18 protein-coding genes are annotated in these 23,195 nt (G+C 67.8%); 12 read left to right on the top strand and 6 right to left on the bottom strand.

Annotation, left to right across the window (positions count from 1 at the left end; translation table 11 throughout):
* Position 1: 1 nt before the first annotated feature.
* The 6 genes from rplI (at position 2) to CSW62_RS10180 (ending at position 9,100) form a co-directional block, all read left to right on the top strand.
* The gene (gene rplI, locus CSW62_RS10205) at positions 2 to 586 is read left to right on the top strand and encodes a 50S ribosomal protein L9 (RefSeq protein WP_099577447.1); all 585 of its coding nucleotides are present in this window, start codon (positions 2 to 4) and stop codon (positions 584 to 586) included.
* Between the two features lie 197 nt (positions 587 to 783).
* Positions 784 to 3,225 carry a TonB-dependent siderophore receptor gene (locus CSW62_RS10200; RefSeq protein ID WP_099577444.1) on the top strand — a complete coding sequence of 814 codons (2,442 nt, stop codon included), beginning with the start codon at positions 784 to 786 and terminating at the stop codon, positions 3,223 to 3,225.
* A gap of 213 nt (positions 3,226 to 3,438) precedes the next feature.
* The gene (locus CSW62_RS10195) at positions 3,439 to 4,956 is read left to right on the top strand and encodes a replicative DNA helicase (RefSeq protein ID WP_099577442.1); all 1,518 of its coding nucleotides are present in this window, start codon (positions 3,439 to 3,441) and stop codon (positions 4,954 to 4,956) included.
* A gap of 112 nt (positions 4,957 to 5,068) precedes the next feature.
* Positions 5,069 to 5,755: a MarC family protein gene (locus CSW62_RS10190; RefSeq protein WP_099577440.1), complete on the top strand. Its 687-nt coding sequence runs from the start codon at positions 5,069 to 5,071 to the stop codon at positions 5,753 to 5,755.
* A gap of 39 nt (positions 5,756 to 5,794) precedes the next feature.
* Positions 5,795 to 6,883, top strand: a complete 1,089-nt coding sequence (gene alr / locus CSW62_RS10185) for an alanine racemase (RefSeq protein ID WP_099577438.1) — start codon at positions 5,795 to 5,797, stop codon at positions 6,881 to 6,883.
* A gap of 39 nt (positions 6,884 to 6,922) precedes the next feature.
* On the top strand, positions 6,923 to 9,100 hold the full coding sequence (locus CSW62_RS10180; RefSeq protein WP_099577436.1) for a hypothetical protein: 2,178 nt from the start codon (positions 6,923 to 6,925) through the stop codon (positions 9,098 to 9,100).
* A gap of 10 nt (positions 9,101 to 9,110) precedes the next feature.
* Here the strand turns inward: CSW62_RS10180 and CSW62_RS10175 are convergent, their stop codons facing one another.
* Positions 9,111 to 9,725 (bottom strand): hypothetical protein, encoded by a 615-nt coding sequence (locus CSW62_RS10175; protein ID WP_099577434.1) that lies wholly within the window; start codon positions 9,723 to 9,725, stop codon positions 9,111 to 9,113.
* A gap of 122 nt (positions 9,726 to 9,847) precedes the next feature.
* Between CSW62_RS10175 and radA the strand changes: the two genes are divergently transcribed.
* The 6 genes from radA (at position 9,848) to CSW62_RS10145 (ending at position 16,805) form a co-directional block, all read left to right on the top strand.
* Entirely contained in the window at positions 9,848 to 11,230 is a 1,383-nt protein-coding gene (radA, locus tag CSW62_RS10170) for a DNA repair protein RadA (protein ID WP_099577431.1), read from the top strand.
* Positions 11,227 to 11,844, top strand: coding sequence for a CvpA family protein (locus tag CSW62_RS10165; protein WP_099577429.1), 618 nt, complete (start codon positions 11,227 to 11,229; stop codon positions 11,842 to 11,844). Before radA ends, CSW62_RS10165 begins: the two co-directional genes overlap by 4 nt.
* Positions 11,841 to 13,340 carry an amidophosphoribosyltransferase gene (gene purF / locus CSW62_RS10160; protein WP_099577427.1) on the top strand — a complete coding sequence of 500 codons (1,500 nt, stop codon included), beginning with the start codon at positions 11,841 to 11,843 and terminating at the stop codon, positions 13,338 to 13,340. Before CSW62_RS10165 ends, purF begins: the two co-directional genes overlap by 4 nt.
* A gap of 8 nt (positions 13,341 to 13,348) precedes the next feature.
* Positions 13,349 to 14,338 (top strand): bile acid:sodium symporter family protein, encoded by a 990-nt coding sequence (locus CSW62_RS10155; protein WP_099577425.1) that lies wholly within the window; start codon positions 13,349 to 13,351, stop codon positions 14,336 to 14,338.
* Between the two features lie 48 nt (positions 14,339 to 14,386).
* On the top strand, positions 14,387 to 15,142 hold the full coding sequence (locus CSW62_RS10150) for an SDR family NAD(P)-dependent oxidoreductase (protein ID WP_099577420.1): 756 nt from the start codon (positions 14,387 to 14,389) through the stop codon (positions 15,140 to 15,142).
* A 193-nt stretch (positions 15,143 to 15,335) separates the two neighbouring features.
* Entirely contained in the window at positions 15,336 to 16,805 is a 1,470-nt protein-coding gene (locus CSW62_RS10145) for a methyl-accepting chemotaxis protein (protein WP_099577418.1), read from the top strand.
* On the opposite strand, the gene CSW62_RS10140 is transcribed toward CSW62_RS10145, so the two are convergent.
* The 5 genes from CSW62_RS10140 to panB all read right to left on the bottom strand — a co-directional run bounded on the left by CSW62_RS10140 (position 16,802) and on the right by panB (position 23,108).
* The gene (locus CSW62_RS10140) at positions 16,802 to 17,902 is read right to left on the bottom strand and encodes a serine hydrolase (protein WP_158235420.1); all 1,101 of its coding nucleotides are present in this window, start codon (positions 17,900 to 17,902) and stop codon (positions 16,802 to 16,804) included. The two genes, CSW62_RS10145 and CSW62_RS10140, sit on opposite strands and share 4 nt — an antisense overlap.
* 84 nt (positions 17,903 to 17,986) lie before the next feature.
* Positions 17,987 to 19,765 carry a ribosome biogenesis GTPase Der gene (der, locus tag CSW62_RS10135; protein WP_099577414.1) on the bottom strand — a complete coding sequence of 593 codons (1,779 nt, stop codon included), beginning with the start codon at positions 19,763 to 19,765 and terminating at the stop codon, positions 17,987 to 17,989.
* 132 nt (positions 19,766 to 19,897) lie between these two features.
* A complete protein-coding gene (locus CSW62_RS10130; RefSeq protein WP_099577412.1) occupies positions 19,898 to 21,328 on the bottom strand; it encodes a PQQ-like beta-propeller repeat protein in 1,431 nt (476 codons plus the stop codon).
* A complete protein-coding gene (locus CSW62_RS10125) occupies positions 21,325 to 22,086 on the bottom strand; it encodes a tetratricopeptide repeat protein (protein WP_099577410.1) in 762 nt (253 codons plus the stop codon). The genes CSW62_RS10130 and CSW62_RS10125 overlap by 4 nt, the downstream gene beginning before the upstream one ends.
* Before the next feature lie 194 nt (positions 22,087 to 22,280).
* Positions 22,281 to 23,108, bottom strand: coding sequence for a 3-methyl-2-oxobutanoate hydroxymethyltransferase (gene panB / locus CSW62_RS10120; protein ID WP_099577408.1), 828 nt, complete (start codon positions 23,106 to 23,108; stop codon positions 22,281 to 22,283).
* Positions 23,109 to 23,195 lie beyond the last annotated feature (87 nt).

The raw sequence follows: 23,195 nt of genomic DNA, 5'->3' as shown, positions 1-23,195 counted from the left end.
GATGAAAGTCATTCTGCTCGAACGCGTTGAAGGCACTGGCGTCCTCGGCGACGTGGTCACCGTGAAGGACGGCTTCGCCCGTAACTTCCTGCTGCCGCGCCACAAGGCCCTGCGCGCCACCAAGGCCAACGAAGCTAACTTCGAAGCGCAACGCGCCGAGATCGAAGCTCGCAACGTCCGCAACCGCGAAGCCGCCGGCAAGAACGGTGAATCGCTGGACGGCACGCAATACGTCATGATCCGTCAAGCTGGCGAAAGCGGCCAGCTGTACGGTTCGGTCGCGGGCCGCGACGTCGCCGACGCCATCAAGGCCGAAGGTGGCAAGGTCGACCGCTCGATGATCGTGCTGGACAAGCCGATCAAGACGCTGGGCGTCCACGAAGTGAAGGTGAAGCTGCACGCTGAAGTGACCATCACGGTCACCCTCAACATCGCGCGCAGCGCCGACGAAGCCGATCGCCAAGCGCGCGGCGAAAACGTGATCAACTCGCAATTCGAGGAAGATCGCGCGGCCGAAGCCGAAGCCGCCCAAGACATGGCGGAAGGCGGCGCCGGCTCGTTCGAAGGCGACCACTACGAAGCCTAATCCCTTCCGGGATCGGAGCTTTTATCGAGAAACGGCGCGGAGCGATCCGCGCCGTTTTTTTTCTGCACCGCAGCACAGAAATGATCAGCTTGTGTGCAGAACAATGAAATCCCATGTTCGGCTTGGGGGCAATCAAGACCCCCGCTTCGGGGCATGAGGACGCGCGCCTCATCCCCGGCCAAGACAGGGGATATCTCATGCGTTACAGAAGCTTACTGCTGACCGCCGCGTCGCTGACGGCCTTCGCCGCCACCGCCCATGCCCAAACGGCCGCGCCAGCGACCGACAACACCAATGTCGACGAGATCGTCGTCACCGGCACCCGCACCGCCGGCCGCTCGCGCCTGGACACCCTTGCGCCGGTCGACGTCGTCACCGCCAAGACCCTGCAACAGCGCGGCAGCACCGAGCTGGCCACCGCCCTGGCCGCCACGGTCCCGTCGATCACCTTCCCGCGCCCGTCCAACACCGACGGCACCGACTCGGTCCGTCCTGCCGTCCTGCGCGGCCAGGGCCCCGACCAGACCCTGGTGCTGGTCAACGGCACGCGCCGCCACACCACGGCGCTGGTCAACCTGAACGGCTCCGTCGGCCGCGGCTCGGCGGCCGTCGACCTCAACGCCATCCCGTCGGTCGCCCTGGATCGCATCGAAGTCCTGCGCGACGGCGCCGCGGCCCAGTACGGCTCTGACGCCATCGCCGGCGTCATCAACCTGCGCCTGCGCGAAGCCGACCACGGCGGCGGCGTCACGGTCACGGCCGGCAAGTACATCACCAGCTTCGATGGCCTGCAGACCGGCGCCAAGCAGAAGCGTCGCGACGGCGCGACCAAGACCGTGGCCGGCTGGCAAGGCCTGAAGCTCGGTTCGGACGGCTTCCTGACCCTGTCGGCCGAGTATGTGGACCGCGACTTCACCAACCGCAGCGACACCGACACCCGCGTCACCCCGCAGCGCGTCACCTCGCGCTTCGGCGATCCCGAGGTCGAGCAGGTCAGCTTCTACGCCAACGCCGGCAAGCCGATCGGCGACAACTGGCAACTCTACGGCTGGTACGGCTATCAACAGCGCGACAGCGAGGCCTCGGCCACCTACCGCCTGCCCACTGACGCCCAGCAGACCATCACCAGCGTCTATCCCAACGGCTACCTGCCGCTGATCACCACCAATACCGAGGACGTCACCGCCGCCATCGGCCTGCGCGGCGACCTGGCCGGCTGGAAGATCGACACCAACCTGGTCTACGGCAAGAACGACCTCGATTTCGGCGTCAAGAACACCCTCAACCCGTCTTATGGCCCGAACTCGCCGACCAACTTCCAGGCCGGCGGCCTGACCTATGACCAACTGGTCTTCGGCCTCGACGCCAGCCAGGAATTCGATGTCGGCCTCGCCGGTCCGCTGAACGTCGCCTTCGGTCTGGAGGCCCGTCGCGAGACCTACAAGATCAACGCCGGCGAAGTGGCGTCCTATGCCCGCGGCACGGTCTCGCCGACCCTGGCCTTCGGCTCGCGCGGCTTCACCGGCTTCACGCCCAGCAACGTCATCGACGTCGATCGCGACGCCGTCGGCGCCTATCTGGACCTGGAAGGCAAGCTGACCGAGAAGCTGACCGCCTCGGCGGCCGTCCGTCGTGAGCACTATTCGGACTTCGGCAACAACACGAGCTGGAAGCTGGCGGGCCGTTACGACTTCACCGACGCCTTCGCCCTGCGCGGCGCGGTCTCGACCGGCTTCCGCGCCCCGAGCCTGCAGCAGCAGTACTTCACCTCGACCTCGATCCTCTACATCAACCAGTCGGTCGGCGGGGTGACCACGGCCGTGCCGTTCGAAACCGGCACCTATCCGTCGGTCAGCACGGTCGGCCAAGCCCTGGGCGGCAAGCCGCTTGAGCCCGAGAAGTCCAAGAACTTCTCGCTGGGCGCGGTCTACCACAAGGGTCCGTTCGAGCTGACGGTCGACGCCTACCAGATCAATGTCGACAACCGCATCGTCCTGTCGGAAACCCTGACGGGCAGCGCCACCGCTGCGGCGGGCACCAACGCCCGGGTGATCTTCGACCTGCTGTCGCGATACGGCGCGTCGGCCGGCCGCATCTTCACCAACGGCGTCGACACCAAGACCAAGGGCGTCGACATCGTGGCGCGCTACCGGATCAACGACGAACAGGCCGGCACGTTCGACCTGACGGCGGCCGCCAATATCAACGACTTCAAGGTCAACCGCACACCGACCACCACGGTGCTGCCAACCCCGACCACGCTGTTCGGCCGCCAAGCCACGCTGCGCTTCGAGGAAGGCACGCCGCGCAACAAGGTCTCGCTGCAAGGCGACTGGAGCAAGGGTCCCTGGGGCGCCACCCTGCGCACCACCCTCTATGGCAACGTGCTGGCGCCCGGATCCGCCGCCGACGGCAGCGGCGACTGGCACACGGGCTCGCAAGGCATCGTCGACCTGGAGGCGCGCCGCCGCTTCGGCGAGCACACCACGGTGTCGGTCGGCGCGGACAACCTGTTCGACCAGTATCCCGACCAGGTGCCGCCGAACCTCAACACCAGCGGCGGCAACCCGTTCTCCAGCTTCTCGCCGTTCGGCTTCAACGGCCGCTTCTTCTACGGTCGCCTGGCGATCAACTGGTAGGCTGAAAGCCGCGCAAACGTTTGGGCCCGGAGAGCGATCTCCGGGCCTTTTCTCTTGGCAAAAAGTGCGATCGCACAGACCTTTCACCGCGTCCGTTTCTGACGCAACAGGCGTCAAAACATACACAGAACATCCTCAGATAAGCTCACACCTTTGGATGGCCCGACTGATCTGAGGCAAGCCTTGCCTCCGCCCTCGCGTTAAATTCCGCCGATGTCTCTCGTTCCCGCGCTCGACCTTGTTCTCCCCGGCCTTCCCGAGCCCACGATCAACGTGGCGCCGCACAACATGGAAGCCGAGCAAGCGCTGCTGGGCATTCTGCTCTACGACAACGCCGCCTACGAACGGCTGAGCGACAACCTGCAGGCCCGCTGCTTCTACGAGCCCTTCCACCAGCGCCTTTTCCAGTCGATCGAGACCCACGTCCGCAAGGGCCAGCTGGCCGAGCCGATCCTGCTGGCCGACGAGTTCAAGAAGGACCCCGCGTTCGAGGAGCTGGGCGGCCTGCGCTACCTGGCTGACCTCGTCGACCGCGCTCCGCCGGCGGCCAATGTCGGCGACTACGCCCGGGTGATCTTCGACCTGTCGCTGCGCCGCGAGCTGATCCGCATCGGCGGCGACATCGCCACGGCAGCGCAAGGCGGCAACGAGGAAAAGCGCACAGCCCGCGACCAGATCGAGTCGGCGGAACAAAGCCTCTACAGCCTGGCCGAGAGCGGCGCGGCCTCGTCAGGCTTCGTGACGTTCGGCGACGCCCTTCGCGGCGCGGTCGAGATGACGGCCGAAGCCTACAGCCGCGAGGGCGGCATGTCGGGCGTCGCGACGGACCTGGTCGATCTCGACCAGAAGATCGGCGGTCTGCACCCCTCCGACCTCGTGGTCCTGGCCGGCCGTCCGTCGATGGGCAAGACGGCGCTGGCGACCAACATCGCCTTCAACATCGCCAAGAAATACGCCTACGAGATCCAGCCCGACGGGACCAAGAAGACCGTCCAGGGCGGCGTCGTGGCCTTCTACTCGCTGGAAATGAGCGCCGAGCAGCTGGCCTTGCGTATGCTGGCCGACGCCTCCGGCGTGTCGGGCGACAAGCTCCGCAAGGGCGAGATCGACGCGTCCGAGTTCGGCCGGGTCCGCGACGCGGCCATGGAGCTGCAGGAAGCGCCGCTCTATATCGACGCCACCGGCGGTATTTCGATCGCCAAGCTGACAGCCCGCGCCCGTCGCCTGAAGCGCCAGGTCGGCCTGGACCTGGTCGTGGTCGACTACCTGCAGCTGGTCACCGGCTCGGATCTCGGCTCCAACGCCAACCGGGTTCAGGAAGTCTCGCAGATCACCATGGGCCTCAAGGCCCTGGCCAAGGAGCTGGCCTGTCCGGTCATCGCCCTCTCGCAGCTGTCGCGTCAGGTCGAGCAGCGCGACGACAAGCGGCCCCAGCTCTCCGACCTTCGGGAATCGGGCTCGATCGAACAGGACGCCGACATGGTGTGGTTCGTGTATCGCGAGGCCTATTATGTGGGCCGCGCCGAGCCGCGCGAAGGCACGCCCGAGCACCTGACCTGGCAGGAAGAGATGGACCGCCTGCACGGCCTGGCCGAGGTGATCATCGCCAAACAGCGTCACGGCCCCATCGGCACGGTGCGCCTGTCGTTCAACAGCGACACCACCAAGTTCGGCAATTTGGCCCGCGACCACTATTTCGCCCAGGCGCGGAACATTCCGTCGGACGAATAGCGCCGCAGATCCGATCTCTCCGGCGAAAGCCGGGGAAACTGCGTTGGGTGTTTGACTAAGGCGCGCGCCTCAAGCCACCGTCCCCGCCTCGCCCCCTGCCCCGACGAGTCACATGGACTTCAGCCCTCTGCCCACCTCCAGCCTGATCGGCGCCTTCCTGCTGGCGTTTCCGGCGCTGTTCTCGATCGTCAATCCGGTCGGGGCGTCGCTGATCTTCGATCAGGCCATGGCCGGGCGGGACCGCTCCGAGCGGCTACGGCTGGCGCGGCTGATCGGCTTCTACGCCTTCCTGGTGCTGCTGGGTTCGCTGCTGCTTGGCGGCTACATCCTCAACTTCTTCGGCGTCAGCCTGGGTGCCCTGCGGGTGGCCGGCGGCCTGGTGGTGGCGATCCGCGCCTGGGGCCTGCTGATGGACCCCCAGGAGCACGAGGACCGCAAGACCAGCCAGACCGAGCCGGCCCAAAGCCACGAGGACGTGGCGTTCTTCCCACTGACCATGCCGTTCACGACCGGTCCGGGCTCGATCTCGGTGGCCATCGCCCTGGCCTCCCAGCGACCTACCGAGGGCGCCAAGGTCGCGCCGTTCTTCCTCGGCGCCGGGCTGGCCGCGGCCCTGGTGGCGATCCTGGTCTGGCTGCTCTACAGCGCCTCGGGCCGGGTCATGCGCCTGCTGGGCCAGGGCGGCGCGAGGGTGCTGTCGCGGCTGGTGGCGTTCCTGCTGCTATGCATCGGCGTGCAGATCATGGCCTCTGGGGCGGAGAACCTGGTGGCGCGGTTCCTGGCCGTCCACCACGGTTAAGGCGTTGAACCGCGTGCCCGCGTCGGCTACGCCCCAACCGTGACCGACACCCGCATCATCATCGACCTCGACGCCTTGGCCACCAACCATGCGGCCCTGCGGGTCCGCGCTGGCGGGGCCGAGGTTGCGCCCGCGGTCAAGGCCGACGGCTACGGCCTGGGCGCGGCCCAGGTCGCCGATCGCCTGTGGGCAGAGGGCGCGCGCAGCTTCTATGTCGCCCGCCTGTCCGAGGGCGTGGCCCTTCGCGCTTCGCTGGGCGATCGGGACGCCGCCATCTACGTGCTCGACGGCGCCACGCCCGGTTCGGGCGACACGCTGGAGGGCGCGAAGCTGACGCCCGTGCTCAACAGCCTGCCCCAGGTCGAGGCCTGGAACGCCCAGGCACGCGCGGGCCGCCTGAAGGCCGCTTTGCACGTCGACACCGGCATGAACCGCCTGGGCCTTCGCCCCGAGGAGTTGAAGGTGCTGGTCGGCGCCTTTGATCGGCTCAAGCGGCTCGATATCGAGCTCGTCGTCAGTCACCTGGCCTGCGCCGACGAGCCGGGCCATCCGCTCAATGCGACGCAGCTGGAACGCTTCCAGGAAGCCGTCGCCCTGCTGCCGAACGCCCGGCGCAGCCTGGCCAACTCGGCGGGGATCTTCCTGGGCGAGGCCTGGCGCTTCGATCAGGCCCGGCCGGGGATCAGCCTCTATGGCGGCGGCCCCGAAGGTCGGCCGCATCCGGAGATCCGCGCCGTCGCCACGGTCGAGGCGCCGATCCTGCAAGTCCGCGTCGTGCCGCGCGGCGAAAGCATCGGCTACGGCGCCGGCTGGACGGCGACCGAGACCACCCGCGTGGCCATCGTCGCGGCCGGCTATGCCGACGGCGTTCCGCGCGCCGCCTATCCGCGCGGGACGGTCTGGTTCGACGGCGCCCAGCGGCCGATGCTGGGTCGCGTGTCCATGGATCTGATCGCCGTCGACATCACCGATTGCGACGCCGCCCGGCCCGGCGCGATGGTCGAATTGTTCGGTCCGAACCTGCCGATCGACGACGCGGCCGAGGCCGCCGGCACCACGGCCTACGAGCGTCTGACGCGATTGACGCTCCGCGCGACGCGCCGCTATGTGGGGACGCGGGGCGACTAGCCTTCAGCCTGCAATTGAGTTTCGCCCGGGGGCGCGTCGATGTCGGACCTGTACGAAGAAGCCAAGCGCGCGCTGCTGACCGCCGCGCGCCAGGAGGCCGGCTGGCGCTGGGTCGCCCTGGCTGTCGTGGTCGCCGCCATCGGCCTGTTCCATCATCTGATCGGCTTCAAGCTGATCGGCGCCCATGCCGACTTCTGGCGCGCGCCGCATAACGACATGGCCACCATGCTGGCCGGCCAGGAGGCGGTTTTCCGCCAGGCCTGGCGCTTCCCGCTGGTCGTCACCGACCGCCTGCTGAACCCAACCCTGCTGTCGACCGTCTATACCGACAGCATCCCCTGGATGACGGTCGCGCTGAAGGTTACGGGCCTGTGGCATTGGCTGAACGGCCTGGGCCTGTTCTTCCTCGTGTCCTACGCCCTGCAGCCGGTGGCCATGATCACCCTGCTCCGCGCCCTGAACGTCCGCCAGGTCGTGCTGCTGGCGATGGGCGGCCTGCTGGCCCTGCTGACGCCCGCCTTCCTGATGCGCCATGGCCACGTGGCCCTGAGCGGACACTGGATGGTGATCTTCGCCCTGGCCGCTGCGGTCGACAGCATTCGCCACGGCCTGACCTTGCGCCGCGCTGGCGTCTTCGCGGGCCTGGCAGTGCTGGCCATGGGCATTCACGCCTATCACCTGCCGCCGATCGGCTTCTGCTTCGCCGCGGCCATGGCCTCGGAGATCGCCCAGAAGCGCCCGAAGGCCTGGCTGAACTGCGCCAAGGCCGCGGGCCTGGTGCTGGGCGGCATGGTCCTGACCGCCGTCCTGCTGGGCTACGGCGTCGGCCAGGGCGCCGGCGGCGGCAAGAGCCCGATCATCGGCTACTACTCGATGAACATACTGGGTCCGATCCTGCCGCAGGGCTCGGCCCTGTTCGGCCAGACCTTCGAGGGCGGCTGGTTCAAGCAGACCCTGGACCCCAACGGCGGCCAATGGTTCGAGGGCTACAACTACCTGGGCGCTGGCGTGCTCTTCACGATCGCCGCCGGCGTCTTGCTGTCGGTGCGCCACGGCTGGCTGCCGACGCCCGCTCGCGTGTGGAGCCGCCGCTGGCTCCCGCTGGCCCTGGCCATGGTCGTGCTGACCCTCTGGGCCATCGGTCCCAATCCCTATCTGGCCCAGCGCCTGCTGTTCACGGGTCCGAAGCTGTCGGGCGTGTTCGAGTGGCTGAGCCTGTTCCGCGCCCATGGCCGCCTGTTCTGGGCCGCCGGCTACCTGCTGACCGCCGTCTCGATCGTGCAGATCGGCCGTTATGCCCGCCCCGTCACCCTGCTGGCCATCGCCGCGATCGCCGTCGGCCTGCAATGGGGCGACAGCCACGAGATGCGGGCCGGCGTACGCCACACCTTCAGCGAAGGCGCGCCGTCCTATCACCCGGTCGACCTCGAGAAATCGACGGTGCTGCACAACCGCCCCTGGGTGTTCGCTCCGACTTATTTCTGCGCGAACAACGTCATCGACCAGATGGAGATCTCGCAGCTCACCCTGGCGGCGGTGCGCACCGGCGGCACGTCGAACAGCGCCTCCACGGCCCGCGACCAGGGCATCGCGTGCCAGACGCCGGAAGACCTGTTCAAGGTCGCCGGCCCCAACGATCCGCGCATCACCGTGGTCATGGAAGAGAGCGCGGGCGCCGAGTACGGGCGCTTCACCCAGCGCACGGACTGCCACCGCTTCCTGCGCGGCCTGATCTGCGGCCAGGGGCTGGACAAGGTCCCGGGCCTGACCGAGATCGCGCCCTACGTCCCGAACGGCAGCCGCGTGCTGGCCCAGGTCAATTTCGACCAGGGTGTCAGCCCGCCAGAGCTGATCTCGGGCTGGTCGGCCGCAGATCCCAAGGGGATCTGGTCCAATGGCCCGCATTCGGTGATGACGATCAACGTCCCCAACCTCACGGCCGGCGCGCCGCTCATCGTCGAACTGCACGCCATGAGCTTCAACAAGCCGCCCGAGGTGATGCAGAAGATCGAGGTGTCGGTGAAGGGCCGCAAGCTGGTCACTTGGAACGTCGAGAAGGCCAACTGGCGCCCCTATCGGGTCAGCGTCCCCTCCGACCTCATCAAGCCTGGCGAGCCGCTGACGCTGGAGTATGCGATCGGCGCCCCCATGCCCTCGACGCCGGCAGACCCTCGCCGGATCGGCCTGGGCGTCGAAAAGGTGATCATCAGCCAGTAGGCGTCGCGCGCTACGGGGCGGCCAACGCCCGCAAGCGCGCGGCGTTGACCGTCTCGACGGCCGCCTTCAGCACGGTCGCGCTGTCGGCGGCGCCGTCAGCCGCGATGCTGTAGCGGTCGGCGGCGACCACGGCGTAGCGACCGGCCTTGGCGGTCTCGTCCCACTGCTCGGTGACGGTGCGGCCGGCGGCCGTGGTCACAGTCTCGTAGCCGGTGGCCGTACGACGCGTGCTGTTCGCGCCGACCGCGTCGTCGCTGGCGCCCACCGAACCGATCGCGCCCAGGTCCGCGACCTCCAGTGTGAAGCTCGCCGCGCCCTTGGCATAGCGAGCGCTTACCCTGGTCATGCCTGGCTCGGTTCCGGCCAGGCTCTGGACATTGCTGCGGACAAAGCCGCCGACCGTAGCCGGCAGGAGGGCCGGCAAGCTGGCCGGCGCCAGGGGCTTGGTTCCCTTCACCGCCGCCGCCTCGGCGCGGGCGGACTCCTTCTGCAATTGGCCGACCGTAACCTCGCCGCCATTGACCTCGACGCGCGCGGAGGCGTCCGTGTCCTTGGGCTGGGAGCGACCGCAGGCCGCCAGGGCCGCCATCGCCAGGATCGCCGCGCACCAGGCCTTGCTCCGCATCGTCTCGCTCCTCGACATTCGCCCTTATCCAAACGCATCGGCTCGCAGCTTGGCTGCGTCCGGCTTTGGCGCAGCGCCCCGCCACCCTGTAGTCTCCCTCTATCCGAGAATCAGGAGACTTCATGGCCCGCGACGGCGCCGTCTACGCCTGCCAGTCCTGCGGCGCGGTCCAGACCAAGTGGTCCGGACAGTGCCCTGCCTGCCAGAGCTGGAACACCCTGGTCGAAGAAGTCGGCGCCCGGCCGCCGGGCGCCCTGGCGACGACCAAGTCCACCCGCGTGCGCGGCCTGCAGTTCACCGGCCTGCAAAGCGACACGGCCCCGCCTCCACGCATTATGACAGGCGTCGACGAGTTCGACCGCGTCTGCGGCGGCGGCGTGGTCCCGGGCTCGGCCATCCTGATCGGCGGCGATCCGGGGGTGGGCAAGTCGACCCTGCTGCTCCAGGTCTGCGCCAGCGCCGCCCTGCGCGGCGTCTCCTGCGCCTATATCTCGGGCGAAGAGGCCGTGGAGCAGATCCGAGGCCGGGCCGACCGCATGGGCCTGGCCCAGGCCAATGTCAGCCTGGCGGCCGAGACCTCGCTGCGCGATATCCTGGATGGGCTGAAGCGCGACAACTTCGATCTCGTGGTCATCGACTCGATCCAGACGATGTGGAGCGACGCCCACGAGGCTGGCCCTGGCACCGTCACCCAGGTCCGCGCCTGCGCCACCGAGCTGGTGCGCCTGGCCAAGAAGAAGGGCGTGGCGATCCTGCTGGTCGGCCACGTCACCAAGGACGGCCAGATCGCCGGCCCGCGCGTGGTCGAACACCTGGTCGACGCCGTCTTGGCCTTCGAAGGCGAGCGTGGCTATCCGTTCCGCATCCTGCGCGGGGCCAAGAACCGCTTCGGGGCGACCGACGAGATCGGCGTCTTCGAGATGGGCGACGTCGGCCTGCGCGAGGTCAAGAACCCCTCGGCCCTGTTCCTCAATGAGGGCGGCGAACGCTCGGCCGGCGCGGCGGTGTTCGCCGGCATTGAGGGCTCTCGGCCCGTGCTGGTGGAATTCCAGGCCCTGGTCGCGCCTTCCGCGTATGGGACGCCGCGTCGCGCCGTGGTCGGATGGGACTCCGGACGCCTCGCCATGGTCCTGGCGATCCTGGAATCCCGATGCGGCCTTGGTTTTGGCGACAAGGACGTCTATCTGAACGTCGCTGGCGGCATCCGGATCACGGAGCCGGCGGCGGATCTCGCGGCGGCGGCGGCCCTGGCCTCCTCCGCTCTGGACGTCGCCCTGCCCCAGGACTGCGTCGTGTTCGGCGAGCTTAGCCTGTCGGGTGAAGTACGGCCCGTCAGCCGGATGGAGACGCGTTTGAAGGAAGCCGCGAAACTGGGATTTGGCCGGGCCCTCGGCCCGCTCTCGGGTCTTCCCGAAGGCGGCGGAGCCCTGCCGGTCGCGGGTGTCGCCCGTGTCGCGGACGCCGTCCGCCGCATCGGCGACGAGATCTGGAGCAGCCTGACGTGACGCCGTTCGACATCATCGCCGGACTGCTGCTGCTGATCTCCGGCGTCACTGGCTGGACGCGCGGCGCCTCGCGGGAGCTGACCTCGGCTCTGTCGTTCATCATCGCCGCCGCCATCTCGCTGTTCGGCCTGCGCATTTCGGGGCCCATCTTCCGCAGCCTCATGGACCCGGATTGGGCCGCCACGGCCGCCGCGATCGTGGTGGTGTTCGTCGTCTTCTTCCTGATCATCCGCCTGATCGGCGGCCAGTTGACCGCCAGCCTGCACGAGACCTCGGCCGGAACGCTGGACCGCGCGGTCGGTGCGACCTTCGGGGTGATCCGGGCCGTGGTCATCCTGGGCGTCTTCAACCTGCTGCTGCACCTGGCGACGCCGCCGGACCGCATGCCGCACTGGGTTGAGGATTCGATTTTCTATCCCTTGTCCGAAGCCAGCGGCACGGTGCTCAAGGTCTTCGCCCCGAAGGGCAAGGCCCTGGCCGGCAAGCTGGCCCCGGCGATCAAGGAAGCCGTTCATGAGGGCGGCGACAATACGTCCGGCGAGAAGTCGTCGGATAAAGGCTATGATGATGACCAGCGTCGGAAGCTCGACGACCTGGTGGAGAAATCGCGATGACCTTCCTGGGCCAGTCGACTGACCGCTATTCCTCGTCGCCTTGGCGCGACCCCGAGGACGACACCCTGCGCCTCGAGTGCGGCGTGTTTGGCGTCTTCGGCGTGCGTGACGCCGCCGCCATCGCGGCGCTGGGCCTGCACGCCCTGCAGCATCGCGGCCAGGAGGCCTGCGGCATCGCCGCCTTCGACGGCGCCCGCTTCCACACCGAACGCCACATGGGCCATGTCGGCGACGCCTTTACCGGCGCCGACCTCGTCCAGCGCCTGCCGGGCGCCCTGGCCATCGGCCACACCCGCTATTCCACCGCCGGCGGCGCGGGCATCCGCAACGTCCAGCCGATGTTCGCCGATCTCGAGACCGGCGGCGTGGCCATCGCCCACAACGGCAACCTGACCAACTTCCTGACCCTGCGCGAGCGCCTGGTGCAGGAGGGCGCGATCTTCCAGTCCACCTCGGACTCCGAAGTGATCCTTCACCTGATCGCCCGTTCGCGGAAGGCCAAGATCGTCGACCGCTTCGTCGACGCCGTCGGCCAGATCGAAGGCGGCTACGCCTTGGTGGCCATCACCAACAAGAAGATGATCGGTCTACGCGACCCGCTGGGCATCCGCCCGCTAGTGCTGGGCGACCTGGACGGCAAGCCGGTCCTGGCGTCCGAGACCTGCGCCCTCGACATGATCGGCGCCCGCTTCGTGCGTGACATCGAGCACGGCGAGATGGTGGTGATCGAGGAGACGGGCATCACCTCGACCAAGCCGTTCCAGACCCAGGCCGCGCGCCCCTGCGTGTTCGAATATGTCTATTTCGCCCGTCCCGACAGCGTCGTGAACGGTCGCTCGGTCTATGGCGTGCGCAAGCGCATGGGCAGGAACCTGGCCAAGGAGACCGGCATCGAGGCCGATGTCGTGGTGCCGGTGCCGGACTCGGGCGTGCCGGCGGCCCTGGGCTTCGCCCAGGAGAGCGGCATCCCGTTCGAGATGGGCATCATCCGCAACCACTATGTGGGTCGCACCTTCATCCAGCCGACCCAGGGCGTGCGCGAACTGGGCGTGCGCATGAAGCATAGCCCCAACCGCGCCATCCTGGCCGGCAAGCGCGTTGTCCTGATCGACGACTCGATCGTGCGCGGCACCACCTCGCTGAAGATCGTCCGTATGGTCCGCGAGGCCGGCGCCACGGAGGTCCACCTCCGCTCGGCCAGCCCGCCGATCAAGTGGCCCGACTTCTACGGCATCGACATGCCCGAGCGCGAACAGCTGCTGGCGGCCAACAAGTCGCTGGAAGAGATGGCCAAGTTCCTGGAAGTCGACTCGCTCGGCTTCCTGTCGGTCGAGGGCCTGTACGACGCCCTGGACGCCGGTCCGCGCGACCCGGCCGCGCCGCAGTTCACCGACCACTACTTCACCGGCGACTATCCGACTCGCCTGACGGATCGCGAGATCGCCGAGGGCCGCAACGAGACAAACGACAAGCAGCTTTCGCTGCTCAGCGCCTAAGTCTTTCCGTGACCCTGAAGAGCGTTCTCGAGAAGCTGAAGCTCGAGCCGTACGTCCTCGCCCTGTTCGGCATGGTCGTGCTGGCCTCGATCCTGCCCGTGCGTGGCGAGGCCGCGCACGGCCTGAACATCGTCGTCAAGCTGGCCATCGCCCTGCTGTTCTTCCTGCACGGGGCCAAGCTGTCGCGCGACAACGTGGTGGCGGGCCTGACCCATTGGCGGCTGCACCTGCTGATCCTGGCCTTCACCTTCGTGATGTTCCCGGTCCTGGGCTTGCTGGCCAGCAAGCTCAACCTGCTGCCGCCGACCCTGGCGGCGGGGATCCTGTTCCTGTGCTGCCTGCCCTCCACGGTGCAGTCGTCGATCGCCTTCACCTCGATCGCGCGCGGCAATGTCGCGGCCGCCGTCGTGGCGGCCAGCGCCTCGAACCTGTTCGGGATCTTCATCACCCCGGTGCTGGTCAGCCTGCTGATGCACACCCAGGGCGGCGCCTCGGGCGGCTGGAAGTCGGTGCAGGACATCGTCGTCCAGCTCCTCCTGCCATTCATCGCCGGCCAATTGGCCCGACCGCTGGTCGCCAAGTGGATCGAGCGCCACAAACAGCTGATCGGCTATGTCGACCGAGGCTCGATCCTGCTGGTCGTCTACGCCGCCTTCAGCGAGGCCGTGGTCGGCGGCATCTGGCACAAGATCTCGCCGCTGCAGCTCGCGATCCTGCTGGCGGTCTGCGGGACGCTGCTGGCCATCGTGCTGGCCGCCACCACCTTCGGCGCGCGGGCCCTGGGCTTCTCGCCCGAAGACGAGAAGGCCATCACCTTCTGCGGCTCAAAGAAGAGCCTGGCCACCGGCGTGCCGATGGCGGGCATCCTGTTCCCCGGTCCGACGGCGGGGATCATCGTCCTGCCGCTGATGATCTTCCACCAGATCCAGCTGATGGCCTGTTCGGTCATCGCCCAGCACTACGCCCGGAAAGCCGCCGAACAGGAGATGCAAGCTTAAGGGCTTGCCCCGGTTTCCGTCCGCCCTCGCCTGCTCTAGAACCCGCCCATGACTTCCGACTCCCAAAAGCCGCTGGCCGGCCGCATCGCTCTTGTCACCGGCGCCACGCGCGGCATCGGCGGGGCGGTCGCCCTGGGTCTTGCCCGGGCCGGCGCCCACGTGATCGCGGTGGGCCGCACCCAAGGCGCGCTCGAGGCCCTGGACGACGCCATCCTGGAAGCGACCGGCGAGCGCGCCACCCTTGTCCCGCTGGACCTGCGCGAGCCCGACGGCCTGGACCAGCTGGGCGCGGCCATCCATCAACGCTGGGGCAAGCTCGACATCCTGGTCGGCGCAGCCGGCCTGCTGGGTCCGCTGACCCCTGTGAGCCACCTGGAGCCGAAAGGCTGGGACATGATCCTGTCCACCAACCTGACGGCCAACTGGCGCCTGATCCGCGCCATGGATCCCCTGCTGCGCGCGTCGGACGCCGGCCGGGCCCTGTTCTTCTCCAGCAGCGTGGCCAAGACCCGCCCGGCTTTCTGGGGCGCCTACGCGGCCACCAAGGCGGCGCTCGAAGCCATTGTCGACGTCTATGCCGACGAGATGGAGAACACCGCCGTCCGCGCCCTGTGCGTCGACCCCGGCGCCATGCGCACCCGGATGCGCTCCGGCGCGTTTCCGGGCGAGGATCCCCAGACGATTCCCGCGCCCGAGACCATCGTGCCGTTCGTCCTCGACCTGGTCCGCCCTGACCGCGAACCGCCCAAGGGCGTGGTTCGCTTCAAGGATCGCGGCCAGGAAGCGCCTAGCGTCGACGCTTGAGACGCACCCGCGAGCCTCTCAAATGTCGAGTACTATTCCAGAGATAACCGCCTGAGTTGTGGCGATTTGGAATACTATTGAAGCGCCAATTCTGAAGATAAACTCTTCGCTCATCGGTGAAGAGTTAGCGGTTATTTAACCCGCCCTCCGCGACATCGTGCCGCACGGCTATCACGCCGTTTGGAGTTCGCAGATGGCGCTGTTTTCCCGCGGTCGTGACACCGGTGGCGTCGCAGCTCGGATCGCCGATCTTGAAGGCATTGTCGACGCTATCCAGCGGTCTCAGGCGGTCATCGAGTTCAATCTCGACGGCACGATCATCACCGCCAACGAGAATTTCCTGAGAACGCTTGGCTACGCCCTGAGCGAGATCCAAGGCCGGAAGCACAGCCTTTTTGTCGATGAAGCCTATGCTGCGAGTAACGACTATCGCGAGTTCTGGGGTCGACTGAACGCGGGTGAATTCTTCGCCGACAAGTACAAGCGTATCGGCAAGGGCGGCAAGGCGGTCTGGATCCAGGCTTCCTACAATCCGGTCTTCGACAACACCGGCAAGCCGGTGAAGGTCATCAAGTTCGCCTCTGACATCACCGCCATCGAGACCGAGCGACATCAGGTCGAGGGCGAGCGCAAGGCCGTGCAGGACGAGCAGGAACACGTCGTCTCGGCGCTGGCCGACAGCCTGAACCGCTTGGCGCGCGGCGACCTGACCGCGGGCATCGAGGCCCAGTTCAACGGGCGGTACGCCCAGCTGAAAAACGACTTCAACAGCGCCATCGACAGCCTGAAAGAGGCCATGAACGGGATCGCCGACGCGACCCGAGGCATGGAGAGCGGGTCAAACGAGATCGCCAGCGCCGCGAACGACCTGTCAAAGCGCACCGAGCAGCAGGCCGCCAGTCTGGAAGAGACGGCCGCGGCGCTCGACGAGATCACCGCCACCGTCCGTCGCAGCGCCGACGGCGCCAAGCGAGCCTCTACGGCGGCGTCGGCAGCGTCGACCGACGCCGACCGTTCCGGCGAGGTCGTCCGCGAGGCCGTCACCGCGATGGGCGAGATCGAGAAGTCCTCGGGCCAGATCACCCAGATTATCGGCGTCATCGACGAGATCGCCTTCCAGACCAACCTGTTGGCCCTTAACGCCGGGGTCGAAGCCGCCCGCGCGGGCGAGGCGGGTCGCGGTTTCGCCGTCGTCGCCCAGGAAGTCCGGGCCTTGGCCCAGCGCTCGGCGGACGCCGCCAAGGAGATCAAGGGCCTGATCGCCAACTCGACCGCCCAGGTCGAGCGCGGCGTGCGCCTGGTCGGAGACACCGGCGCGGCGCTCAGCGGCATCGTCGGCAAGGTCGGCGAGATCCACAGCCTGATCCGCGAGATCGCTGAGTCGTCGCAGGCACAGGCCACGGGCCTGAACCAGGTCAACGCCGCGGTGAACCAGATGGATCAGGTCACCCAGCAAAACGCCGCCATGGTCGAGCAGGCAACCGCCGCGTCGGCGTCGCTGCGGAGCGAGGCCCAGGATCTTGCCCGCCAAGTGTCACGCTTCCAGACCGGCAGGAGCATCGCGCGCCAACCGGCGGCCGAGCCGCGCGCTCGTATCAAGGCCTCCAGCCGCCCAGGCCGCCCCGCGACCGCCGTCGCGCCGGCGGACTGGCAGGAATTCTAAGGGCGGAGCTGCCTCAGCAGCAGGTTCGCCGTGGCCGTCGCAGAGCCGTCTCCGGTCAAGGCGACGGCCACGATCGCCTGGTCCCTGACCCAATAGGCCACGACGGCGCTGGCGCCCGGCGTTCCGCCCAGATGTCCCAGCCAAAGGCTTTTCGAGCCGTCTGCCTCCGGAACCTCGATGACCATCGCGCCCAGGCCGTAGAAGCTGCTGGCGTCGAACATCGGATAGAGCTGGCCGAACATCGCCGTCAGCGTCTCCTGCTTCAGCAGCTTGCCGCCCAAAAGCGCCGCCCAGACCCGGGCCATGTCCTCGGCCGAGCCCACGGCGCCGCCGGCCGCGCCGGCCCAGGCGGGCTCGATCGGGGTTTCCTTGGCCGAGACCAGCTTGGCGACGTCCTCGCCCTTGTCGCCGTCAACTAGCATCCGCAGCGACTTCAGGCCCAGCGGCTTGATGATCCGCGCCTCGACGGCGGCCTGCCACGTCTGGCCATCAACCGTCTCGATCGCCTTACCCAGCAGGGCGTAGCCAGTATTGGAATAGCGCCAGCGCTCGCCGGGACAGGACATGGCCCCATGGCGGGCGATGATCTTCACATCCTCGTCCAGGGTGTGGGCGCGACGTTCGGCGCGGGCCTTCAGATCCTCGTTGGCGCTGAACAGGCCGCCGGTGTGGGCCAGCAGGTCGCGGATCGTCACCACATCGCCGTTGGGCACGCCAGCAACGTACTTCGAGATCGGATCTTCCAGCTTGAGCTTGCCGGCCTCGACCAGCTGCAGGACGACGACGGCCACCAGGCTCTTGCCGGCGCTGGCCCAGAACAGCATAGGCGGCTGCTCGCCGCTGTCGGTGCGACTCCAGGCGCCCTTGCCAGGGATCAACACGGCGGCGGTCAGCGCCGGCGCCTTGGTCGCGGCCTTGGCCTGAGCGAAAGCCGCCTCAAGGCGCGCGACGGCCTCAGGATCGAGCCCGGCCTTGGGGACTTCGGCCAGCAACGGCGGCGCGACGGCGACGTGCAGCGGCGCGCCGACGTATGTCACCGCGCTGGTGCAGACCACGGGCTTGTAGTCGCCCGCCGCCGCAGCGGCTGGCGGCGCCATCAACATCAACGCCAGCCCCAAGCCTCGCATCGCCATCCTCCACGTTCAGCCCACAAGGCTGAACGCGTATGGCGAAGTTTAGGCTCAGCGCCCCTTTGGTTTGCCCGGACCGGTGTTGCCCCGGACGGTGCGCGCGCCGGACACCGGACGCTTGGGTCCCGCCGCCTTGCCGCCGGCCGACTTGGCGCCGACCTTGTAGCTGGGCGTGGTCGAGACCTTCTTCTGGACCTTGGGGCCCAGCTTCTTGACCGACTTGACCGCGGCCTTGCCGGGCTCGGCGGCCCCGACGTCCTTGGGCGCGCCCTCGACAGCCGGAGCAGCCTTGGCGGACGCGGCCGGAGCCTTCTTCTTCACCGGCTTGACCTCGCGCGGATCGGGCAGGCCCGCCTCGATCGCGGCCTTGGCGGCCGCTTCGTCGGCGATGCGCTTGGACTTCTTGACCGTGTTGCGCGAGGCGCGGATGCGTTCCTCCTCGCGTTCGCGGCGCTCGAATTCGCGCTTGCCCCGGCCGCTGTGGCCCTTGGCCTCGCCGTCGGCATAGGGATTGGCGCCCGACTTGATGGTGATGCGCAGCGGCACCCCCGGCAGGTCGAAGCTTTCGCGCAAGGAATTGATCAGATAGCGCCGATAGTGGTCGGGCATCTGGTCGGCGCGGCTGGAGAACAGCACGAACGTCGGCGGGCGGGCCTTGGTCTGGGCCATATATTTGGGCTTCACGCGGCGGCCGCTGACGGCGGGCGGCGGGTGGCGCTGCATGGCCATCTGCAGCCAGTCGTTCAGGTCGCGGGTCTTGACCTTGGTCGACCAGTCCTTGTGGATCTTCAGCACGGCCGGCATCAGCTTGTTGACGCCACTGCCGGTCTCGCCCGACAGCGCCACAACCGGCGCGCCGCGCACCTGGGGCAGCATGCGCTCGGCGTGCTCGCGGAAGGCGGCAAGGGTGGCGGCCTGATCCTCGATCAGGTCCCACTTGGCCAGCACGAACACCAGGGCCCGCCCTTCCCGCTCGGTCAGGTCGGCGATCTGCAGGTCCTGGATCTCGAACGGGTGGGTGGCGTCCATCACCAGCACCACGACCTCGGCGAAGGTGATGGCGCGGATGGTGTCCTGAGTGGAGAGCTTCTCCAGCTTCTCCTGCACCTTGGCCTTCTTGCGCAGGCCGGCGGTGTCGACCAGGCGCACCTTTTTGTCGCCCCAGATCCAGTCGACCGAGATCGAGTCGCGCGTGATGCCGGCCTCCGGGCCGGTCAGCAGGCGCTGCTCGCCGATCAGGCGGTTGATCAGGGTGGACTTGCCGGCGTTCGGACGGCCGACGATGGCCAGGCGGATTGGCTTGTCGTCGTCTTCCTCGTCCTCGGAGTACTGGTCCTCGGGGAACGCCGCCAGCATGGCGGCGTAGAGCTCGGCCATGCCCTCGCCATGCTCGCCGGAGATCGGGATCGGTTCGCCCAGGCCCAGCTTGTACGCCTCGCCGATACCCGACTGGCCAGCTTTGCCCTCGGCCTTGTTGGCGGCGATGATCACCGGCTTGCCCCGGCGACGCAGCAGGGTGGCGAACACTTCGTCCAGCGGGGTCACGCCTTCGCGCGCGTCGTAGATGAACAGCGAGACGTCCGCTTCCTCGACGGCGAGCTCGGTCTGGTGACGCATGCGCGCTTCAAGGCTCTCGTCCGAGACGTCCTCGAAGCCGGCGGTGTCGATCAATTCCAGGTCCAGGTCGCCCAAGCGTCCCGAGGCGTAGCGCCGGTCACGGGTGACGCCCGGCTGGTCGTCGACAATGGCCAGCTTCTTGCCGGCAAGGCGGTTGAACAGCGTGGACTTGCCCACATTGGGGCGGCCGACGATGGCGAGTTTCAAAGGCATAGGCGTCCAGTAGTCGATTTTCGCCCCCACCGCAAAAGGCGCTGGAAAAGCGAACGCCCGGGCCAGCTTTCGCGGACCCGGGCTCAAGAGCGTTTCAAGTTGTCGAGCGAGCCCGAAGGCCCGCTTTCTGGCTTAGCGAATGGCGACCAGTTCGGCCTCGTCCGTGACCAGGTAGATCATGTTTCCGACCGCGATCGGGTTGATCAGCACCGAGGCGCCGATCTTAAGGGTCTTTTCCTTGACGCCGGTCTTGGCGTTCAGGGCGACGGCTTCGCCCGTGCTGGACACCGTGATCAGTCGGCCATTGGCCAGGATCGGGGTCGACCATAGGATCGGGTGCTTGGCGCGCTTCTTCTTCTGCTTCTTGGACAGGGCCTCGGTGTTGTTGAGGTCCTGGATCCAGTAGACCGAGCCGTTCTCGCGCGAGACGCAGATCACCTGGCCGGCCTTGTCGACGACATAGACCACGTCGCCGGCGACCCACGGGGTGGTGATGGCGGTGACCGGCAGGCTCCAGCGGGCCTGGCCCGAGCGCAGGTCGGTGGCGGCGAAGACGCCCGAGTGGCTGACGGCGAAGACGTCGCCCTTGTAGATCACCGGGCGGCCCGGAATGTCGCGGATTTCCGACAGCGCGTTCGTGCGGCTAGCGCGGCTCAGGGCCTCGCTCCACAGGTCGTTGCCGTTGGTCGCGCGCAGGGCCACCAGTTCGCCCGAGGCGAAGCCGGCCACAACGGTGTCGCCGCTGACGGCGGGGGTCGAGGCGGCCAGGATGCGGGCCGGTTCGCTGAGCGCCTGGTAGGTCCAGCCCGGCGCGCCCGTGGCGGCGTCGAAAGTCAGCAATTCGTTGTCGGTCGAGACCACGAACATGCGGCCGTCGGCGACGGTCGGCGCGGCGTGGATCGGAGTGGTGACCTGCTGCGTCCAGTTCAGATTGCCAGACGCGGCATCCAGCTGGGCCACGAAGCGGAAGCCCGAGGCGACATAGAGCTTGTTGTCGGCGCCGACGGCGACGCCGCCGCCGAAGCCCAGGCGGTCATTCTTCTTGGGCAGCAGGCCCATGAAGCCCGCCTTCTTGATCGAACCGGCGGCCGGACGAAGGTCCTTGCGCCAGATCTGCGCGCCCGACTTGGCGTCGATCGCCACGACGTCGGCCTCGCCGTCCATCACGAAGATGCGGCCGTCGGCCGAAACCGGCGGCGCGGTGACATGGAAGGTCTTGCCGCTCTTCTTGCCGAAGCCCTTCTTCCAGGCGATCTGGAAGTCCTTGCCGGCGTCGACATGTTCGATCGACTGCTCGGCGTTGCCGCCGGGCAGGCGCCATTCGGCCTGGGCGACCGGTTCGGGCAGGAAGAAGTCGGCGCCCTTCAGCGACTCGTTGGCCTCGACCTTCTGGTCGAAGGCGATGATCGAGATGCGCTGACCCTGGCTGGCCGTGGACTTGTTCTTGTCCTTGCCGTTGAAAGGGTTGAGCTTCGAAACCGTCGAGCAGCCGGTGACGGCCATGGACGCCGACATCAGCGCGACCAGGGCGACGGAACGCTTGGAGATCATCAGGCGGCTCATTGGGCGTTAGGGGCGGCTTGCGGAGCAAGGCCCGCGGGCAGTTGGCTCATCGGCGGCATCGGCGGCAGAGCGGCGGCGGCCTTCACGGCGGCGGCCAGGTCCTTGGCGGTGCCCGAGTCGATCAGTTGCATGGCCGCCTGGGCGCGCTGGCGCACCTCTTCGGACGTGCTGCTATCCAGCGAATTGGCTAGGATCACGAAATCTCCGCGCGCGCCCTTCAGGTCGCCGGCCTGTAGCTTGGCGAAGGCCAGCGCTTCCCTGGCGTACACGCGGTACGGACTCTTTTCCCCCGCCAACGGCGTCAACCTCGACTCAAGATCCTTGTAGGGAGCCGTGTCCATCAGGGCGAAGGCGGATTTGAGGCGGGCCAGGTCGCCCAGCAAGGCATTCGGCGCGGCCTTGGCGGCCTCGTCGAAATAGCCGACGGCCTCCTTGGTCTTGTTTTCTTCCAGGCGGATGTCGCCCATCTGCAGCAGGGCCAGGGCCTTGTAGCCTTGGGCGCCGCTGTCGGCGACGGCCTTGAACTGGCCGAAAGCGCCGGCCGGCCCCTGCTTCTGGGCAGATTCCAGCGCGGCCTGGTAGCCTTCCGAGGCCTTGTTGGCCTGGGTCGTCTGGTACGAGGTCCAGCCCCAGTAGCCCCCGACGCCGATCACCACGGCCGCCACGGCCGCCGCCACGAACGGCAGCGATTTCACCGCAAGCGTACGATAGCGCTCCGAGCGAAGCTGTTCTTCGACTTCGTCAAAAACATCGACCACGAAACGAGGCTCCGAAACAGGCGCTAGCCCAGGCGTGCCGCCCGCACTGGAGCGACGCCGCTGGGTTGAAGACAGATTGTGGCGGGCGGAGGGCCGCTCACCGAGGCGGCGAACCTATAGCGTGCCGCGCCGGGCCGCAACGCCCGCTGGAACGGCGATTTCGATCGTCGTTCCAGGTTTGTCGCCAAAGCGCTTCAGGGCTTCTTGGCGTAGTAGGTCTCGGCGTCGCCCGGAAAGCTGCGATCCCTCACGTCACGGGCGAATTCGGCCGCGGCGCGCTCGATCTCGCCCTTCAGATCGGCATAGCGGCGGACGAACTTGGGGGTCCAGTCGAACAGGCCGAGCATGTCGTCGACGACCAGCACCTGACCGTCGCAGCCGGCCGAGGCGCCGATACCGATGGTCGGGACCGAGACGGCCTGCGTGACTTCACGGGCCAGACTCTCCGCTACGCCTTCGACGACGATGGCGAAGGCCCCGGCCTCGGCGGTCAGGCGGGCCTCTTCCAGCACCTTGGCGCGGCCCGTCTCATCCTTGCCCTTGGCCTTGAAGCCGCCCTCCAGTAGCACCGCCTGGGGGCGCAGGCCGACGTGGCCCATGACCGGCACGCCGCGCTGGGTGAGATAGGCGATGGTCGCCGGCACGGTCGGGCCGCTTTCGACCTTCACGGCCTGGGCGCCCGTCTCCTTCATGATCCGCACGGCGTTGGCGTAGGCCTCTTCGTGCGAATTCTCGTAGGAGCCGAACGGCATGTCGATGACGACCATGGCCTTCCTGGAGCCACGCATGACTGCCTGACCGTGCAGGATCATCATGTCCAGGGTCACGCCGACGGTGTTGGGCAGGCCATGGACGACCATGCCCAGCGAATCCCCGACCAGCAGCAGGTCGCAGGCCTCGTCCAGCGCGGCGGCGACCGGCGCGGTGTAGGCCGTCAGGCAGACAATGGGAACGCCGCCCTTGCGGGCGGTGATGTCGGGGGCGGCCAGACGGCGGACCGACTCTTCACGATGGGCTGACAGGCGTTCGCTCCCTGAAGCGGGTCTTTTGAGAGGCCGTTTGTGGGCTGGAACGCGCCTCGCCGCAACATGAACAGCGATAACCGTTCA

The sequence above is a fragment of the Caulobacter sp. FWC2 genome (assembly GCF_002742625.1).
Classification (GTDB): Bacteria; Pseudomonadota; Alphaproteobacteria; order Caulobacterales; family Caulobacteraceae; genus Caulobacter.
Note: the sequence above shows the minus strand (reverse complement) of the source record. Positions and strands in the feature narration are given on the sequence as shown.

Bases quoted from the DNA above. Each gene is read 5' to 3' on its own strand.
- CSW62_RS10175 (WP_099577434.1), bottom strand. From the start codon at position 9,725: ATGCGGAGCAAGGCCTGGTGCGCGGCGATCCTGGCGATGGCGGCCCTG.
- CSW62_RS10190 (WP_099577440.1), top strand. From the start codon at position 5,069: ATGGACTTCAGCCCTCTGCCCACCTCCAGCCTGATCGGCGCCTTCCTG.
- CSW62_RS10145 (WP_099577418.1), top strand. From the start codon at position 15,336: ATGGCGCTGTTTTCCCGCGGTCGTGACACCGGTGGCGTCGCAGCTCGG.
- CSW62_RS10130 (WP_099577412.1), bottom strand. From the start codon at position 21,328: ATGAGCCGCCTGATGATCTCCAAGCGTTCCGTCGCCCTGGTCGCGCTG.
- rplI (WP_099577447.1), top strand. From the start codon at position 2: ATGAAAGTCATTCTGCTCGAACGCGTTGAAGGCACTGGCGTCCTCGGC.
- radA (WP_099577431.1), top strand. From the start codon at position 9,848: ATGGCCCGCGACGGCGCCGTCTACGCCTGCCAGTCCTGCGGCGCGGTC.
- der (WP_099577414.1), bottom strand. From the start codon at position 19,765: ATGCCTTTGAAACTCGCCATCGTCGGCCGCCCCAATGTGGGCAAGTCC.
- CSW62_RS10180 (WP_099577436.1), top strand. From the start codon at position 6,923: ATGTCGGACCTGTACGAAGAAGCCAAGCGCGCGCTGCTGACCGCCGCG.
- CSW62_RS10200 (WP_099577444.1), top strand. From the start codon at position 784: ATGCGTTACAGAAGCTTACTGCTGACCGCCGCGTCGCTGACGGCCTTC.
- purF (WP_099577427.1), top strand. From the start codon at position 11,841: ATGACCTTCCTGGGCCAGTCGACTGACCGCTATTCCTCGTCGCCTTGG.
- CSW62_RS10195 (WP_099577442.1), top strand. From the start codon at position 3,439: ATGTCTCTCGTTCCCGCGCTCGACCTTGTTCTCCCCGGCCTTCCCGAG.
- CSW62_RS10150 (WP_099577420.1), top strand. From the start codon at position 14,387: ATGACTTCCGACTCCCAAAAGCCGCTGGCCGGCCGCATCGCTCTTGTC.
- CSW62_RS10140 (WP_158235420.1), bottom strand. From the start codon at position 17,902: ATGGCGCCGCCAGCCGCTGCGGCGGCGGGCGACTACAAGCCCGTGGTC.